General features: G+C 69.2%; 13 protein-coding genes. 11 read left to right on the forward strand and 2 right to left on the reverse strand.

Annotated features, from left to right (window positions below; genetic code table 11):
* Positions 1–19: 19 nt before the first annotated feature.
* The 10 genes from F8M74_RS17760 to F8M74_RS17805 all read left to right on the forward strand — a co-directional run bounded on the left by F8M74_RS17760 (position 20) and on the right by F8M74_RS17805 (position 9298).
* Positions 20–586: a chemotaxis protein CheW gene (locus F8M74_RS17760; RefSeq protein ID WP_141253123.1), complete on the forward strand. Its 567-nt coding sequence runs from the start codon at positions 20–22 to the stop codon at positions 584–586.
* A complete protein-coding gene (locus F8M74_RS17765) occupies positions 583–1107 on the forward strand; it encodes a chemotaxis protein CheW (protein ID WP_141253124.1) in 525 nt (174 codons plus the stop codon). Before F8M74_RS17760 ends, F8M74_RS17765 begins: the two co-directional genes overlap by 4 nt.
* A gap of 21 nt (positions 1108–1128) precedes the next feature.
* On the forward strand, positions 1129–1506 hold the full coding sequence (locus F8M74_RS17770) for a hypothetical protein (protein ID WP_141253125.1): 378 nt from the start codon (positions 1129–1131) through the stop codon (positions 1504–1506).
* Positions 1503–3482 carry a HEAT repeat domain-containing protein gene (locus F8M74_RS17775; RefSeq protein ID WP_141253126.1) on the forward strand — a complete coding sequence of 660 codons (1980 nt, stop codon included), beginning with the start codon at positions 1503–1505 and terminating at the stop codon, positions 3480–3482. The genes F8M74_RS17770 and F8M74_RS17775 overlap by 4 nt, the downstream gene beginning before the upstream one ends.
* A 9-nt stretch (positions 3483–3491) precedes the next feature.
* A complete protein-coding gene (locus F8M74_RS17780) occupies positions 3492–4364 on the forward strand; it encodes a protein-glutamate O-methyltransferase CheR (protein ID WP_141253127.1) in 873 nt (290 codons plus the stop codon).
* Positions 4361–5398 (forward strand): chemotaxis response regulator protein-glutamate methylesterase, encoded by a 1038-nt coding sequence (locus F8M74_RS17785; RefSeq protein ID WP_141253128.1) that lies wholly within the window; start codon positions 4361–4363, stop codon positions 5396–5398. Before F8M74_RS17780 ends, F8M74_RS17785 begins: the two co-directional genes overlap by 4 nt.
* 41 nt (positions 5399–5439) lie before the next feature.
* Positions 5440–5820 carry a response regulator gene (locus F8M74_RS17790; RefSeq protein ID WP_011554738.1) on the forward strand — a complete coding sequence of 127 codons (381 nt, stop codon included), beginning with the start codon at positions 5440–5442 and terminating at the stop codon, positions 5818–5820.
* Between the two features lie 16 nt (positions 5821–5836).
* Positions 5837–6586, forward strand: coding sequence for an ABC transporter ATP-binding protein (locus F8M74_RS17795; RefSeq protein ID WP_141253129.1), 750 nt, complete (start codon positions 5837–5839; stop codon positions 6584–6586).
* On the forward strand, positions 6583–8313 hold the full coding sequence (locus F8M74_RS17800) for a putative ABC exporter domain-containing protein (RefSeq protein WP_141253130.1): 1731 nt from the start codon (positions 6583–6585) through the stop codon (positions 8311–8313). The genes F8M74_RS17795 and F8M74_RS17800 overlap by 4 nt, the downstream gene beginning before the upstream one ends.
* A 94-nt stretch (positions 8314–8407) precedes the next feature.
* Positions 8408–9298 carry an NAD(P)-dependent oxidoreductase gene (locus tag F8M74_RS17805; RefSeq protein ID WP_141253131.1) on the forward strand — a complete coding sequence of 297 codons (891 nt, stop codon included), beginning with the start codon at positions 8408–8410 and terminating at the stop codon, positions 9296–9298.
* A 66-nt stretch (positions 9299–9364) separates the two neighbouring features.
* Here the strand turns inward: F8M74_RS17805 and F8M74_RS17810 are convergent, their stop codons facing one another.
* A complete protein-coding gene (locus tag F8M74_RS17810) occupies positions 9365–10708 on the reverse strand; it encodes a RagB/SusD family nutrient uptake outer membrane protein (protein ID WP_141253132.1) in 1344 nt (447 codons plus the stop codon).
* 3 nt (positions 10709–10711) lie between these two features.
* On the reverse strand, positions 10712–13609 hold the full coding sequence (locus tag F8M74_RS17815) for a SusC/RagA family TonB-linked outer membrane protein (RefSeq protein WP_216619763.1): 2898 nt from the start codon (positions 13607–13609) through the stop codon (positions 10712–10714).
* Between the two features lie 517 nt (positions 13610–14126).
* On the opposite strand from F8M74_RS17815, the gene leuS reads away from it, so the two are divergent.
* The gene (gene leuS / locus F8M74_RS17820) at positions 14127–16628 is read left to right on the forward strand and encodes a leucine--tRNA ligase (protein WP_141253133.1); all 2502 of its coding nucleotides are present in this window, start codon (positions 14127–14129) and stop codon (positions 16626–16628) included.
* Positions 16629–16631 lie beyond the last annotated feature (3 nt).

Consider the following 16631-nt stretch of genomic DNA (forward strand, 5'->3'; position numbering starts at 1 on the left):
GCTGCTATCCTGCGTCGCTGTGTCCCGGTTCTCGGAACTGCTCGACGACTTCTTCTACCGTCCTGACGAGGACGTCTCCGGGCTCCAGGATTTCGCGGCGGGCAGCGACGGCGTATTGCCCGCGGCCCCCGAGGAGGTGCCCGAGGAGTACCTGGCCTTCCGCCTGGAAGGGGAGTGCTACGCGGTCCCCATCCGGGGGGTGCGTGAAATCTCCAAGGTTCCGCCGCTGACGGAGATTCCCCGCGCCGAACCTCAACTCCTGGGGGTGATGAACCTGCGCGGTGAGCTGCTGCCCGTGTACGACGTCAAGATGCGGCTGCGGCTGGCGGAGCGGGCGCCCCTGGTCGCCGGGCCCGACGCGCCGGCTCCGCCTCGGAGTGCTCGCATCCTCGTGCTGCGCACGGAGACGGGGCCCGCGGGGGTGTGGGTGGATGGCGTGGTGGGCGTGGTGAAGCTCAAGCCGTCCATGCTGGAGGCACCGCCACCGGGGATGCGCGTGGGTGACAGGGATTGCGTGGTGGGCATGGGCCGGCGTGGCCCCATGCTCTACATCCTCTTGGACGCGGAACAGGCGCTCGCCCCATGAAGGACTCCGTCAACCTGCTGTCGCGGCGTCCCCACGCGGTCCCGGATGAAGTGTCCTCGGCCGCGGACACGGTGGTGCAGCTCTGTGCCTTCTTCATCGGCGCGGAGGAGTACGTGTTGGACATCATGCGGGTGGAGGAAATCCTCCCGCTCCAGCGCATCACCCCCATCCCCCACGCCCCGGCGTTCGTGGAGGGCGTGCTTCACCTGCGTGGCCTCATCCTGCCGGTGGTGGACCTGCGGTGCCGGCTCCTGGGCACGCCGGGGCCGGAGACGCCGAAGACGCGGCTGCTGGTCTGCAAGCTGGGCTCGCGGCGCGTGGCGGTGAAGGTGGACCGGGTGGCGGAGGTGCTGCGCGTGCGGCGCGGCGACATCAAGCCCGCGCCCGCGCTGATGGTGGCGGGACACACGCCCTTTGTCGTCGGCGTCTGTGGACCACCGGACCGGCTCCGGCTGCTGCTGGACCTCAAGGCATTGCTGCGCGTGGAGTTGGAGCGCGAATCTTCAAGGAACACGACGTAGGCGCACAAATGGGGGATTGAGATGGGCCATCAAGGACTGGAGCAGCACCGTAAAATCCTCGGCATCCTCTTCATCGTCATCAACGGGCTGTCGGTGCTCATCGCCGTGGGAGTGATGCTGTTCTTCGGGGCGATGGGCGGGATGTTGCCAAGCGCGAAGCCCGAGGAACGGGCGCTGATTGTTGCCCTGGGCATGGGCGTGGGCGGGTGCCTGGCGCTGCTGGGGTTGCCGGGTGTCATCACCGGCTTCGGGTTGCTGTACCGCAAAGCGTGGTCGAGGACGCTGACACTGGTGTTGGGCATCCTCGCCATTCCCAATGTCCCGCTGGGCACGGCCCTGGGGGCCTACGCACTCTGGTTCTACCTTCAGCCAGGCTCTGACCAGGTCTTCGACACATGAGCCCCCGCTCCGAGCCCCCGGTCGAGGAAGAGGCGCGCTACCTCGCACTCCAGTCGCTGGACCCGTGCACCGCGGGCGTTCTGGAGATTCTCGTCGCCGGCTTGCATGACGAGAGCTGGCGCGTGCGCCACGTCGCGGCGGAGGCCCTCAAGCGGATGCCCGCCTCGAGCGAGCTCGCGGCCCGGCTCATCTCCGTGCTGGGGGAGCGAGGGGAGACGGGGGCTCGGAATGCGGCGGCGGAGGCGCTCGCGGGGCTGGGCAGTGTCGCGTTGGGCCCGTTGGTGGGCCTGCTGGCCCATCCGGACCCGGACCAACGCAAGTTCGCCGCGGACATCCTTGGCCAACTGGGGCAGCGCGAGGCGGAGGGTCCCCTGGTGCGTTCGCTCTCGGACGTGGACCTCAACGTGCGTGTGTCCGCGGCGGAGGCACTGGGACGCATCGGCGGCGCGCAAGCCGTCACCGCGCTGGAGTCGCTGCTGGCCGAACCGGAGCCGCTGCTTCGCCTGTCCGCCCTGGAAGGGTTGACGCTGCTTCAGCATGCGGCGCCCCTACCGCTGGTGAAGGCCTTGCTGGAGGACCCTCGGCTTCAGCGGAGCGCCTACCGGATGCTGGGCCTCATTCCGGAGGCGGACGCGACGGTGCGCATCTGCCAGGGGCTCACGTCGGAGTTGCGCTCGGTGCGAGAGGCGGCGCTGTCCGCGCTGGGGACCCAGGCCGCGCGTTCCGCGGGTGCGCGGCGCGGCGAGCTCGAAGCGGTGGTGCGGAAGGCGCTCTTGCCCCTGCCCGGCATGACGCCGCGACTGACCGAGGCGCTGGCGTCCGAGGACGTCATGGTGCGCGCGGGCACGCTGGTGGCGGTGGCCTCGCTGGGCGATGCTTCGCTGGCCGTGCCCGTGGCGGAGTGTGCGCGCGAGGCGCGGCTGCTGCGCGAGGTGCTGCGCACGCTGGGCGGGTTGGGGCCGGACGGCGGGCGCACCTTGCTTCATCACCTGCCGGACCTGTCCCTGCCGGCGCGGGCCGCCGCGGCCGAAGCGCTGGTGGACCTGGTCGACGCCTCGGCGGTGGCTCCGCTGTGCGCGTTGCTGGAGTGGGTGGAGGACGAGCTTCGCGCGGTGGTGGTGCGTGCCTTGGGGCGGACAGGTGCGGCCTCGGCGGTGTCGCCGCTCGTCGCCCTGCTGGAAGAGCCATCCCTCGCGGGTGCGGCGACGCGCTCCCTGGCCGGGCTGGCGGAATCGTGCCGGCCGGCGGTGCTGGAGGCGCTGGAGGACGCGGTGGCGCGCAGGGCCACGCCCGCGGCGGTCGCCGCCCTGGCCCGCGTGGGCGGCGTGCCGGCCCTGCCTACGTTGAAGCGGCTGGCGCGGGACGAGGACCCTCGGTGGCGCGCGGCGGCGGTGGTGGCGGCGTGTGAGCTGGATGGCGACGTCGGTCGGGAGTTGGTGCGCGCGGCGCTCGCGGATGAGTCCGTGCCGGTGCGCATCGCGGGCACGCGGGCCCTGGCGCGACTGGGCGGACCGGACGCGGGCGCGCTGCTGTCACCGGTCCTGAGGGACGAGGACCCCTCCGTGCGGGTGGCCGCGGTGGAGGCTGCGGGGGACTGCGGCGCGTTGGACCGGGTGCCGGACCTGGTGGCCCTGACGCGGGATGCGGATGGAGCGCTGGCGGTGGCCGCGGTGCGGGCCCTGGCGCGGATGGGAGCGGCGGGCCCAGGGGTGTTGCGGGAGGCCGCGGGGCATCCGGACGTGGAGGTGGTGAAGGCGTCGCTGGTGGCGGGGGCGGAGTCGTCGGCCGGGGTGACGGTGGCGCTGTCCCTGCTGCGTCATGCGCGCTGGGATGTCCGCGCAGCGGCGGCGCGAGTGCTGGGAGATTCGGCGGGGCCTGAGTGTCTGTCCGCCGCCCGGGAGGCGCTGGAGGCGGAGTCGGACGCCCTGGCGCTGCGAGCCCTCTCCGATGCCGTGGAGCGCCTGCTCCGGCGCTGAGAGGGCTCCATGGCACGCTTCGACGACGGACGTCCGGAGATGTCAGCGGAGGAGTTCCGTCTCCTCCGGGACCACGTGTATTCGCACTGCGGCATCCTGGTGCACGAGGACATGAAGTTCGTGATGGAGCGCCGGCTGTGGCCCCGGCTGGAGTTGCTGGGGCTGCCAGACTACGGCGCGTACCACCGCCACCTGCGCTACGACGCCAACCGGCACGCCGAACTGGAGGCGGCCGTCGAATCCCTCACCACTCACGAGACGTACTTCTTCCGCGAGCCCACGCAGCTCAAGGCCTTCACGGACGAACTGTTCCCGGTGGTGGAACAGCGCAACGCGCGGCTACGGCGCCTGCGGGTGTGGTCCGCGGGGTGCTCGTCCGGGGAGGAGGCCTACACGCTGGCGATGCTCCTCAAGGACAGCCGCCGCTTCGACGACTGGGACGTGGAAGTCCTGGGCACGGACATCTCCCGGCGCGTGTTGGCTATGGCGCGGCGAGCGGAGTACGGACCTTCCGCGCTGCGCGCCACCTCGCCGGAATTGCTGGAACGCCACTTCGTTTCGCTGGGCAACAGCCGCGTGCGCGTCCGGGACGAAGTGCGCGCCTGGGTGTCGTTTGGCCACCACAACCTGCTGGACGAGGTGGGGAGCCAACTGGTGCCACGCATGGACGTGGTGTTCTGCCGCAACGTGCTCATCTACTTCGACCTGGCGGCACGCCGGAAGTTCCTGCGCATTGTTCGGGACCGGCTGGTGCCAGGGGGGTACCTGCTGCTGGGACACTCAGAGAACCTGCTGAATCTGGGCTCGGACTTCGAGTTCGTTCACCTGCGCGGGGACCTGGTGTACCGGAGGCCGGAGTTGGACGAAGGAGCGCGTCGATGAGCAGCAAGGGCGTCATCTCCGTACTGGTCATCGACGACTCGGCCCACAACCGGCGCACCCTCTCCACGATGTTGGAGTCGGAGCCGGACGTGCGAGTGGTGGACCGCGCGGCGGATGGCGAAGAGGGGCTGAAGAAGGTCGTGGACCTGAAGCCCGACGTGGTGACGCTGGACCTGGAGATGCCGAAGCTCGGGGGCTACACGTTCCTCCGCCTGCTGATGCGCACGGCGCCCACACCCGTCATCGTCATCTCCAGCTATTCGCACCGCTCGGATGTCTTCAAGGCGCTGGAGTTGGGGGCGTTCGACTTCATCGCCAAGCCGCAGCACCCGACGTTCGAGGCCATGGAGGCGCTTCGGGTGGAGCTGCTGGAGAAGGTTCGGGCGGCGCGGCACGTGCGCCCCGGTTACCGGCACGCGGCGCCAGGGGCTCGCGCCATGGCGGTGGCGGGCGAGCCGCCGCTGGTGGTGGCCGTGGGCGCCTCCACGGGGGGGCCCCCCGCGGTGCAGCGGGTGCTGGAGGGACTGGCCGTGGAGCCCACGCCGTGCGTGTTGGTCTGCCAGCACATGCCGCCGCAGTTCACCCGCGCCTTCGCGGACCGGTTGGACCGCATCGGCCCCTTCACGGTGTCGGAGGCCCGTGACGGAGACCTGGTACAGCCCGGGCACGTGTACATCGCTCCAGGCGGGCGGCACATGGTGGTGGCCGAGCGGGGTTCCCGGCTGGAGCTGCACACGCCGCCGCCCACGCCCGTGGACAAGTACGCGCCCAGCGTGGACCGCCTCTTCGCCAGCATGGCGCAGGTGCTCGGCGCCAAGGCCCTGGGGGTGGTGCTCACAGGCATGGGCGCCGACGGCGCGGAGGGCGCGCGCGCGGTGCACCGCGCTGGCGGCGAGGTCTGGGCGCAGTCGGAGGAGACCTCGGTGGTGTTCGGCATGCCGGGGGAGGCCATCGCCACCGGGGCGGTGAAGCGGGTGATTCCACTGGGTGACATCGGCCCGGCGCTCGCGGCCCTGGCGCGGCGGCGGCGCTGAAACTCCGGCCCCTGGCGCACGGGTGCTAACGTCCCCGGTCCATGACGCAGCAGATTCGAGCCTTGGTGGTGGATGACTCGCAGGCGATGCGGCGCAGCATCATGTACGCGTTGCAGCGCCTGTCCGGCGTGGTGTGTACCGAGGCCCAGGACGGCGCCGAGGGCTTGAAGAAGCTGACGCAGGGCCGCTTCGACCTGGTGCTCACGGACATCAACATGCCACTGATGGACGGGCTGAAGCTCATCAGCCACATCCGGCAGGCGACCGAGTACCGGAACGTCCCCATCATCGTCGTCACCACGGAGGGTGCGGCGGCGGACCGGGAGCGCGCGATGAAGCTGGGCGCGAGCGCGTACCTGGTGAAACCCGTGCAGGCGAAGGTCGTGCTGGATACCGTTCGGGACCTGCTGAAGCTGGACTGAAGGCGAGCGCGCACGAATGGATTCCGTCCTGCGGGTGGAGGGCCTGGAGAAGGCGTACGGCGAGGTGAAGGCCGTGCAGGGGCTTACCTTCGAGGTGGCGCCCGGCGAGGTGCTCGGGTTGGTGGGGCCCAACGGCGCGGGGAAGACGTCCACGTTGCGGTGCCTGGCGGGCATCCTGCCGCCCAGCTCGGGCCGCATCCTGGTCGCGGGATATGACTTGTCGCGGACGCCGGTGGACGCGAAGCGTGCGCTGGCCTTCCTGCCGGACGAGCCGCGCTTCTTTGAATACCTCACGGTGTGGGAGCACCTGAACTTCACGGCGCGGCTCTACGGCGTGGAGGACTGGGAGGAGCGGGGCCGCGCGCTGCTGGAGGAGATGGAGCTGACGGGCAAGGAGAAGTCCCTGCCGGGCGAGCTGTCACGAGGCATGAAGCAGAAGCTGTCCATCGCCTGTGGCTTCCTGCATTCGCCAAAGCTCATCCTCCTGGACGAGCCACTCACCGGCCTGGACCCCATCGGCATCCGGCGGATGAAGGCGTCGCTGCGGCGCCGGGCGGAGCAGGGCGCGGCCCTGGTGTTGTCCTCGCATCTGCTGCCGCTGGTGGAGGAGTTGTGCCACCGGCTGCTCGTCATCGCGGGCGGCAAGGCCATGGCGCTGGGCAGCCTGGAAGACATCCGCGCGCGACTGAGTGGCGCGGAAGGGGAGCACGCCTCGCTGGAAGAGCTCTTCGTCCGAATCACCAGCGCGGGAACGCAGGCGCCGTGAGCTTCCCTCGCGCGGTGGCCTTCCTCTGGGCCGCGACCTGGCGCAATCGCATCCGGCGGCAGTTGGAGCGGCTGCGCAAGCCGCGCTACCTCCTGGGCGCGCTGGTGGGCGCGGCGTATCTCTATTCCGTCTTCTTCCGGCGTTTGGACTTCCGTGGGTCGGTGGGCACGGTGTCCGAGGGTGTGCGGTTGTTCGCCGAGTTGTCGCTGGTCGGCTCCGCGCTGGGGACATTGTTCGCCGCGTGGGCGCTGGGCCGGGACCGGCCGTCGCTGACATTCTCGGAGACGGAGGTGGTGCAACTCTTCCCCGCGCCGGTCCCTCGCAGGGCCCTGCTGCAATACAAGCTGGTGCGCGGGCTCCTGGGCACGTCGCTGGGCGCGCTGTTCGCCACGCTGTTCCTCGGGAGGACCATCAGCCCGCACCCCGCCCTCTTCTTCGTGGGGGCGTGTCTGGCCTTGGGCACGCTCTATCTGCACTCGACGGCGGCGTCCTTCGTGCGCACGCGGCTGTCGGCATGGGGCCTCTGGGGCCAAGTGGTCCGCTGGGGCTCGGTGGGGGGTGTCCTGGCGCTCGTGGTGCTGGCGGTGTTCACCTCGCTGCGAGAGCACCCGGTGCCCGAGGACCTCTCGTCAGGCCGCGCGCTTCGCGGGTGGTTGCAGGCGCTGATGGCGTCACCCGGCGTGGCGGCCGTGTTGTGGCCGGGCCGGCTGCTGGTGGCGCCAGCGCTGGCGCAGAGCGTGGGCGACTTCCTGTGGGCCCTGCCACCGGTGTTGGCGCTGATGGCGGCGCACTACGGCTGGGTGCTCTGGGCCGAAGTTCCGTTCGAGGAGACGGCGGTGGTGCGCGCGGAGTCCCGCTCACGGGAGCGCATGCTGCGGGCCTCGGGGCGGATGACGCGTGTGGGCTCGCTCACGTTGAGCCGCCCTCCATTCCGGCTGCTGCCTCGAGGCCGACCGGAGGTGGCGCTCATCTGGAAGAACCTGATTGCGCGCAAGCGGATGGGGGGCGGGTTCGCGGTGTTCCTCGCCTTCATCATCCTGGGCGGTGCCATCGCGGCGATGATGGGCGACACGCGTCTGTTCACGGACACGCGGCGGGTGCTCGGGCCGGTGGCGCTGGCGTTGTCGGTGATGCTGACGGTGGTGGGGCCGAGCGCGTTCCGCATGGACCTGCGGATGGACCTGCCCAAGCTGGACCTGCTGCGCGCCATGCCACTGACAGGACGGCAGGTGGTGCGCGCGCAGTTGGCGGCATCCTCGCTGGCCCTGACCTCGTTCCAGCTCGCGTTGTTGGCGGTGGCGCTCGTCCTGGGGCCCGGCGTGGAGGCCTCGCGCCTGGGCGGCTGGTGGTGGCCAGGAGGGCTGGCGCTGGCGTTCCTGCTTCCGGCCGTGTCGCTGTCGGGCCTCTTCGTGCAGAACGCCGCGGTGGTCCTCTTTCCCTCGTGGGTACCGGCGGACACAGGCGAGCGGGCACGCGGCATCGAGGCGATGGGCCAGCGCCTGCTGGCCGTTGTGGGCACGCTGGTGGTGATGCTGGTGGGGTTGATTCCCGCGGGGCTGGTGGCGCTCGTGGTGGGCCTCCCTGCGTCGACGCTGTTGGGCCCCTGGGCCCTGCCCGTTGCGGGCTTCGTCGCGGCGGGTGTGTTGGTGGGGGAGGTGTGGCTGGGGGTCATGGCGCTGGGCCATGCCTTCGAGCGCCTGGATGTCTCCGAGGACCGGCCAGAATAGGTCGTCCCGCGTTCGCTCCTGGACGTGCGCGTGCTTTGCGGTGGTGGGGCTCCTGGGCGCGGATTATCCGGGCCGTTTCCGGGAGGAGACGCGCATGAAGGTGGGATTCATTGGCCTGGGCAACATGGGACTGCCCATGGCGGCGAGCCTGGCGGCCGCGGGGCACGGGCTGACGGTGTGGAACCGCACGGAGTCCAAGGCCGCGCCGTTGAAGGAGAAGGGGGCGCGCGTCGCCCGCAGCCCCGCGGAGGCGGCTCGCGGCGCGGAGGTCGTCTTCAGCATGCTGGCGGACGATGCGGCCGTGACATCCGCGGTGTTCGGCCAGGACGGCCTCCAGGCGGGACTGGCGCCGGGCGCGGTGCACGTCTCGTCGAGCACGCTCTCCGTGGCGCTTTCCGAACGGTTGGCGGAGGCGCATGCGAGCGCCGGCCAGCGGTATCTCTCCGCGCCGGTGTTCGGGCGACCTACCGCCGCGGCGTCGAAGCAGTTGTGGGTGGTGGCCGCCGGTCCGAAGCAGGACGTGGACCGCTGCCGACCGCTGCTGGAGGCGCTGGGGCGCGGCCTCACCGTGCTGGGTGACAGTGCCCCGGCGGCCAACGTCGTGAAGTTGTCGGGCAACTTCCTCATCGCGTCGATGATGGAGGCGCTCGCCGAGTCCTTCGCCCTGACGCGCAAGTCCGGCATCGAGCCGAAGGTGTTCCTGGAGGTCTTCCAATCCGTCTTCGCGCGCTCACCCATCTTCGAGGGGTACGCGCAGCTCATCGCCGAGGAGAAGTACAGCCCGGCGGGCTTCAAGATGCGGCTGGGCCTCAAGGACGTGGAGCTCGTCCTGGGCGCCGCGCGCACCGCCGAGGTGCCCATGCCCCTGGCCAGCCTCGTGAAGGACCAGTTCCTGGGAGGCGTCGCGCAGGGCCACGGCGATTTGGACTGGTCCGCGCTGGGGGCGCTCGTCGCCGAACGGGCCGGGCTGAAGCAGGGCGGCTGAGCGCCCGCGCTCCAGGTGCACGCCTGACTGCCGTGCACCTGGAGCTTCAAAGACTGCGCGGAGCGCCTACTGCCGCGCGTTCATTTCCGCTGCGGGGATGGGGAAGCGCTCGTGGGGCGCGATGTCCGGGTCCAGCTCGCGGGGGAGCGTGTCGAGCCGCCCGTAGCGCCGCAGGTCGATCCACCGGTGGCCGCCTTCGAACAGGAGCGAGTACCGTTTCTGCTTCAGCAGTTCGTCCAGGGCGTTCGTCTCATCGATGTCCAGGCGCGGGGCCAGCCGGCCCGACGTGGTGCGGATGAAGTTGAGGTCGTCCGCGGCCGGCCCGAAGTTCCGAGCACCGATGTTGGCCTCGGCGCGCAGGAGGATGAGCTCCTCGTTGCGGATGATGGTCACTGGCGAGTTGTTCGTGGGGTAGATGCGGAAGCGCCACTCAGTAGACAGCTTCCCGTCCGCCGCGGTCCGGACCGCGGGCAGGCGCGTGAGCTTCCGGACCACGCGGTCATCCACGGTGCCATCTTCCTGGAGCTCCGCGTCGGTGACGATCGACGGGTGCGCGTAGACGTTGACGCTGATGAGGCCATTGTCGGTGTCGCCGGAGTTCGTCCCGAACGAGTGATAGATGCCCAGCTCCAACGGCTGAGTCTGGTTGAGGAAGGACTGGCTCAGGGCGGTGAGCGCCTCGGGGTAGCGCCCCCGGTACACCGCCACCCGTGCGGCGAGCGCGCGGTTGAACTGCCGGAACGTCGTGGGCGTGTTGAATCCGGCGAAGCCCGGGCTGAGCTGGAAGGGGAACGTCTCCCCCGCGTTCCCCAGGTGAGCGTGGCCCTCGTCGAGCAGCGCGGCGATTCGCTCGAACACCGCCTCCTTGCCCACGATGGGGGCCAGTTGGCCAATGGGCAGGTTGACGTCGATGGGGGCCCCTTCGGTGTCCCGCGTGTTGATGACCACGAGGAAGTCCAGGGCCTGCATCGTCTTCGCGAAGCCGCGGAGGCCCTCCTTCTCAGCGTCGGGCGTGTTGGGGACCTTGTCCAGGGAGTCCAGCAGCGCGTTGGCGTTGCGGATGTTCAGGTAGGGGTTGGTCCAGTGATTGCCGCCGAACGCCGGGCCGCCAGGGTCCAGGGTAGGGCCCAGCAGTTCGCCGACGGCGCGCGGGTCCGCGGGATCGAAGACATACGCCTCGCGCCCGATGATGCCGAGCTGGGCCACGTAGCCGTTGGGAGCGGCGACACCAGCGCGGTGGCCGAGGAGCAAGCCCGTGGCGGCGGTGAGCACCGCGGGGCGCGTGGGCCGCTCGCGGAAGTCATCGAGGCTGGGGTTGTTCAGGTCCGGGACGTCCAGGCTCCCGCAGCCGCTCAGGCCCAGGACGGTGAAGAGCCCCACGAATGCCTTCTTGGTCAGTTGGATGGTCATGGCTCAGAACCCGACGTCGATGGAGGTCCAGAAGCTGCGGCTGGGAGGGAAGGGGGCCACGTCCACGTTGCGGGAGATGGCCTGGTTGCCGAAGTTGCTCACCTCCGGATCCAACCCGGAGTAGCCGGTGAACATGAGGAGGTTGCGTCCGCTCAGACTGAGCCGGGCGGACTTCACCGCGGGAACCATGGACACCCAGTCCTTGGGCAGTTGGTACATGAAGGTCACCTCACGCAGCTTGAGGAAGCTGGCGTCCTCGATGTACGTGCTCGCGTGCGTACGTTGCCGTACGAGTCGCTCGCGGCCCCCGGTCGTGAAGTCCGGTGACGTCCCGGCGTCGTCGTAGATGTACCGCGTCAGGTTGATGATGTCGCTGCCCTGCTGCCAGTCGAACAGGAAGGACAGGCTGAAGTCCCGGTACTTGAGGCTGTTGGTGAAGGACATGCGGAAGGTGGGCTCGGTGTCGCCAACCTTCCGCACAATCGGGCGGCCGTTCTCGTCGACGCCGTCGTTGCCGACAATCTGTGTCGCCGTCGCGCCTTCCTCGATGCGGAAGGCGCCCAGGCTGGTGCCGAATCCGCCAGCGAGGAACGCGGGAACGGGCAGGTCCGTCACCCGGCTGCGGTTGAGGGCGAACGTCGCGCCGCTGGTCCACTCGAAGCCGCCGCGCACGGGCGTCACCTGGAGCATGGCCTCGACGCCACGGTTGCGCAGCGAGCCGCCGTTGAAGATCTGCGTGGCGAAGCCACCGGACGGGGCCAGGGCGCGCTGCAGCAGCAGGTCACTGATGTTGCGCTGGTAGATGGACAATTCCGCGACCACGTCGCCGCCGAAGAGGAGCGCGTCCACGCCGGCCTCAATCTCACGCTGCCGCTCTGGATTGATGTTTCGGTCACCCGCGATGCCGGTGCCCACCAGACCCGGGCTGCCGGCGATGTTGCCGGTGGCGCGCAGGCCGGTGAACTTCATTCCGTACAGCGGCAGGTTGCCCGTCTCACCGTAGGCCGCGCGGACCTTGAACTCGTTCACCTTCGGGTGGAACGAGGGAATCCGGTAGGCGGTGGCCAGCTTCGGGTACAGGAACAGCGCGTTGGGGTTTCCGTTGGCGCTGCTCTGCTCGCCGCGCAGCGCGCCCACCAGCGTCAGCCGCTCGTCCAGCAGGAGGAGCTCCTCCTGGACGTAGTAGCCCCGGTCCCTCACCAGCGAGCGGTTCTGCCGCAGGTTGACCACGGTGCCACTGTCCACGTTCTGCCGGCCCGCGTTCAGGTTCTTGCTGACGATGTAGACGGAGTCGATGTTGCGCTCTTCGAACTGGAGACCGCCGGACGTGGTCGCCACGATGCCGCCCGACGTGGGCTTGTACGTGTGCACCAGGTTCAGGCCGGAGTTCAGGTTGCGCACCTGGCTGGTTCCGAAGAGCGACGAGCCCGGCAGACCGTCATCCAGCGGCTCGAAGTTGAGCTCGGGCGGGAAGAAGAGCGAGTTCTCCTGCTGGAACCGGTCCACGCCCGCGTTGGCCAGCACGCGCAGGTGGTGGGCCTCCGTCTTCCACAGGTGCCACGTCAGGTCGCCGGACCCGATGAAGCGCCACACGCTCTCGTCGTTCTTCACCAGCGCGGCCGTCTGCAATGGGTTGGCGCGGTTGGAGAGGAAGGGGTTCTGCGGGTACACGCCGTCCGAGTTGGCCTCCAGCGGGAGGAACTCCGGCGCGTGCGGCAGCACCATGTAGTTGCTGATGCTCGCGTTGTCGTTGTTCGTCAGACCGCGCTGGCCCAGGGAGTGAACCAGGTTGGTGGCGACGTTGACTTCCACCGCCTCACCCAGCTTCTGGCCGAGGTTCAGCCGGAACGACTGCTTCTCGTACCCGGTGTTGGCGATGATGCCTTCGTCGTTCTTGATCATCGCCGACGCGAAGTACTTCGTATTGCCCGTCACGCCGCTGACGCTGGCCAGCGTCTCCGAGGACAAGTCGCGGCGGCCGGCCAGGGCGGACTCGTGGTCGAACCGGCGACCCTCCACGTAGTACTGGGCAGCGGCCTCGCCGAACGTTTCGCGCACCTCGTCCACGCTGTTGAAGCGGCGGGTGCCAAGCTTGTTGGCCAGCGTGTACATGCCCAGGCGCTGGGTCACCTCGAACTGCGGCTCGCTGGAGCGGCCCCGCTTGGTGTTGATGATGACCACGCCGTTGGCTGCCTTGGAGCCATAGATGGCGGCGGCGGATGCACCCTTGAGGACCTCGATGCTCTCGATGTCGTTGGGGTTGATGTCCGCGATGCGGTTGACCTGGTTGTCCTGGGTGGGGTTCGCGTTGGCGCCGGCCACGGACTCGGTGATGGCGAACACACCGGACGCGATGGCCACGTCGCTGACGAGCACGCCGTCGATGACGTAGAGCGGGGCGGAGGAGCCGTTGATGGTGGACACGCCGCGCAGCCGGAGCTGGAGACCGCCACCAGGCGCGCCGCCGTTGCTCTGGATGTTGGCGCCGGCGACCTTGCCCTGGAGCGCCTGGTCCACCGTCTGGGCGGGGGCGCGGTTGATCTCCTCGGCGTTCACGGAGGCCACCGAGTTGGCCAGGTTCTTTCGCGCCACTTCACTGGCGCGGCCCACCACCACCATCTCCTCAGAGAAGATGTTCTCCAGCGCGACCTCCACGGTGCGCTGGTTGGCGCCAATCTGCACCTCCCGCTCGCCGTAGTCCTGGCTGGAGAAGAGCAGCGTCACCGCTCGGGTCGGCACGTTGGGCAGGGTGAAGGTGCCGTCCAGCTCCGTCTCCACGCCCTGGGTGGTGCCCTTGATGATGACACGCACCAGGGGCAGCCCCTCGTTGGTGAGCCGGTCCGCGACTCGGCCCTTCACCGTGCGCCCGCTCACCGGCGCGGGGGCGGGGGCGGGGGCCATGGGCACCGGCTGTGGCACAACCCCTGGCGCGGGTGCCGCCGGTGTCTGTGTTTCGGCTGCGGGTGGCGCGATATTTTCGTCCTGCGCCAGCGTTTCCAACGAGAAGAGTGCAAACACGCACCCCGGAATCAACGCCCTTCTCAGCGTCATTCGGTCCTCACTCGCTGCGGATGGACGGCTCCCCCCCAAGGCAGGATGCCGGTGAGGTGAATCGTCACTGGGGCAACGATTGGCCGTCAACGGCATATCCTCACTTTTATTGCTAATCTTTGAATCCAGGTTGGCGGGAATGTTTGCCCACCGCTGGAGCCCGAGGGATTTGCGCCTGTCATCAGCGAGGCCGCGGCGCGTCACTGGCTGAAGAAGCGGGGCGGTCGTTGGAGGGCCGAGGAAGGCGGCCGGGGCCCCGGGGGCCCCCCCGTCAGTCGTCCCAGGGGCCGTCGTCCGCTCGGGACGGATTTGTCCCGGCGAGACTAGTTGCCTGGGGCACGTCCCCCCTCTAAGAGACTCGATAGATATGGCGATGAACGAGCGTTACGAGCCGCAGGCGATTGAAGGTAAGTGGCAGACCCGTTGGGACGACGCGGGCATCTTCCGGGCAGGTAGCCGCCCCGGTGCACCCAAGAAGTACGTGCTCGAGATGCTGCCGTACCCCAGCGGGAAGATGCACATGGGGCATGTCCGCAACTATCTGCTCGGGGACGTGTACGCGCGTTACTTCCGGATGAAGGGCTTCGACGTGCTGCATCCCATGGGCTGGGATGCGCTCGGCCTGCCGGCCGAGAACGCGGCCATCAAGGACGGCGTGCACCCGGCGGTGCGCACGGCCGAGAACATCGCGTCCTTCAAGAAGGAAATCAAAAGCCTGGGCTACTGCTACGACTGGGAACGCGAGGTCAACACCAGCGAGCCCGAGTACTACCGCTGGAATCAGTGGTTCTTCATCCAGATGCTGGAGCGTGGGCTCGTCTATCGCCGCTTCAGCAAGGTGAACTGGTGTACCGGTTGCCACACCGTCATCGCCAACGAGCAGGTGAAGGACGGCGTCTGCGAGCGCTGCGACGCCCCCGTGGTGGACAAGGAGATGCCCGAGTGGGCGTTCCGCATCACCCGGTTCTCGCAGGAGTTGCTGGACGCGCTGGACACGCTCAATGAGTGGCCCCACCGCATCACCGCCGCGCAGCGGAACTGGATTGGCCGTTCGGACGGTGCCGAGGCCGACTTCCGCGTGCAGGGGCACGACGCCGCGCTGCGCGTGTTCACCACCCGCATCGACACCATCTTCGGCTGCACCTACGTGGTGCTGGCGCCGGACCACAAGCTGGTGACCCAGGTGACGACGCCAGAGCGCCGCGCGGAGGTGGAGGCCTTCGCCAAGCGCATGGCCGCCCAGTCCAAGACGGAGCGCCTGGGCGAGGGCACGGAGAAGGAGGGGGTCTTTACTGGCGCCTACGCGGAGAATCCCTTCACCGGCCAGGTGGTCCCCATCTGGATCGCCAACTTCGTGCTGAGCGACTACGGCACCGGCGCGGTGATGAGCGTGCCCGCGCATGACGAGCGCGACTTCGCCTTCGCGCGCAAGTACAGCCTGCCTGTGAAGGTCGTCATCCAGCCCGCGTCCGGTGACAAGCTCCCGCCGGGTGACAATCTGGAGGCGGCCTATACGGAGTACGGCGTGCTGGAGAACTCGGGCGCCTACACGGGCCAGACGTCCGAGCAGGCGCGCCAGGCCATGGCCGCGTCGCTGGAGAAGGACGGCAAGGGCAAGGCGACGGTGACGTACCGCCAGAAGGACTGGGGCTTCAGCCGCCAGCGCTACTGGGGCACGCCCATCCCCATCGTCTACTGCGAGAAGTGCGACCCGGACCGCAACGGCATCCCGGTGCCGGTGGCGCAGCTGCCCGTGCGCCTGCCGGAGATCGACACCCAGGCGGTGCTCACCGGCAAGGGTGAGCCGCCGCTGGCGAAGGTGGCCTCGTGGGTGAACACCTCGTGTCCGAAGTGCGGCGGGCCTGCCCGGCGCGAGGCGGAGACGATGGACACCTTCGTTGACTCCTGCTGGTACTTCGCGCGCTACCTGTCGCCGCACTACGACGCCGCGCCGTTCGACCCGAAGGAGGCCCAGCGCTTCCTGCCCGTGGACATCTACGTGGGTGGTCCCGAGCACGCGGTGATGCACCTGCTCTATTTCCGCTTCTGGACGCGGGTGATGAAGCTGTTGGGGCTGAGCCCCGTGGATGAGCCCGTCAAGCGCCTCATCACCCAGGGCATCGTCAACGGGCCGGATGGCCGGAAGATGTCCAAGCGCTGGGGCAACGTGGTGGCGCCTGCCTCCATCGTCCAGAAGTACGGCGCGGACACGGCGCGGGCCTACGTGCTGTTCGCGGGCCCGCCGGAACGGGACTTCGACTGGTCCGATGAGCAGGTGGAGGGCGTGTTCCGCTTCCTCAAGCGCGTCTGGGCGCTGGCCGCCACGCACCAGGCGGCTGCCGCGGGGGCCACCCATGACGGGCCCTACGAGGGCAAGTCGCTGGAGATCCTCCGCGCCGCCCACAAGACGCTGAAGCGGGTGGGGGAGGCCATCGAGCGCCTGTCCTTCAACACGGCCATCGCCGGCATCATGGAAGGCGTCAACGCGCTCTCCGCACTGGGGACGCTTGAGACGGCCGCGGAGAAGGCCGCCATGGCGGAGGCCGTGCGGTTGCTGACGGTTGTGCTCACGCCGTTCACGCCGCACATCGCGGACGAAATCGCGGCGGCCTATGGCAGCAAGGACTTCACCGTCTCGCAGTCCTGGCCGGAGTTCGATCCGGCGCTGGTGGTGGACGACGTCATCCCCTACGCCGTGCAGGTGAACGGCAAGCTGCGCGCGGAGATTCGCGTGGCGGCGGACGCGGCGGAGGCGGATGTTCGCGCCGCGGCGGAGGCCGACGAAAAGGTCCAGGCGGCCCTGGCGGGGAAGACGCTGCGCAAGTTCGTCTTCGTCCCCAAGCGCCTCGTGAACTTCGTCGCTACCTGAGCG

Origin of the sequence: Myxococcus sp. CA023 (assembly GCF_010998615.1) — a bacterium.
Lineage (GTDB): Bacteria > Myxococcota > Myxococcia > Myxococcales > Myxococcaceae > Myxococcus.

What these genes read in the sequence shown, in the direction of transcription:
- F8M74_RS17790 (WP_011554738.1), top strand. Translation starts at nt 5,440, where the DNA reads ATGACGCAGCAGATTCGAGCCTTGGTGGTGGATGACTCGCAGGCGATG.
- F8M74_RS17785 (WP_141253128.1), top strand. Translation starts at nt 4,361, where the DNA reads ATGAGCAGCAAGGGCGTCATCTCCGTACTGGTCATCGACGACTCGGCC.
- leuS (WP_141253133.1), top strand. Translation starts at nt 14,127, where the DNA reads ATGGCGATGAACGAGCGTTACGAGCCGCAGGCGATTGAAGGTAAGTGG.
- F8M74_RS17810 (WP_141253132.1), bottom strand. Translation starts at nt 10,708, where the DNA reads ATGACCATCCAACTGACCAAGAAGGCATTCGTGGGGCTCTTCACCGTC.
- F8M74_RS17805 (WP_141253131.1), top strand. Translation starts at nt 8,408, where the DNA reads ATGAAGGTGGGATTCATTGGCCTGGGCAACATGGGACTGCCCATGGCG.
- F8M74_RS17770 (WP_141253125.1), top strand. Translation starts at nt 1,129, where the DNA reads ATGGGCCATCAAGGACTGGAGCAGCACCGTAAAATCCTCGGCATCCTC.
- F8M74_RS17775 (WP_141253126.1), top strand. Translation starts at nt 1,503, where the DNA reads ATGAGCCCCCGCTCCGAGCCCCCGGTCGAGGAAGAGGCGCGCTACCTC.
- F8M74_RS17765 (WP_141253124.1), top strand. Translation starts at nt 583, where the DNA reads ATGAAGGACTCCGTCAACCTGCTGTCGCGGCGTCCCCACGCGGTCCCG.
- F8M74_RS17815 (WP_216619763.1), bottom strand. Translation starts at nt 13,609, where the DNA reads ATGGCCCCCGCCCCCGCCCCCGCGCCGGTGAGCGGGCGCACGGTGAAG.
- F8M74_RS17795 (WP_141253129.1), top strand. Translation starts at nt 5,837, where the DNA reads ATGGATTCCGTCCTGCGGGTGGAGGGCCTGGAGAAGGCGTACGGCGAG.
- F8M74_RS17780 (WP_141253127.1), top strand. Translation starts at nt 3,492, where the DNA reads ATGGCACGCTTCGACGACGGACGTCCGGAGATGTCAGCGGAGGAGTTC.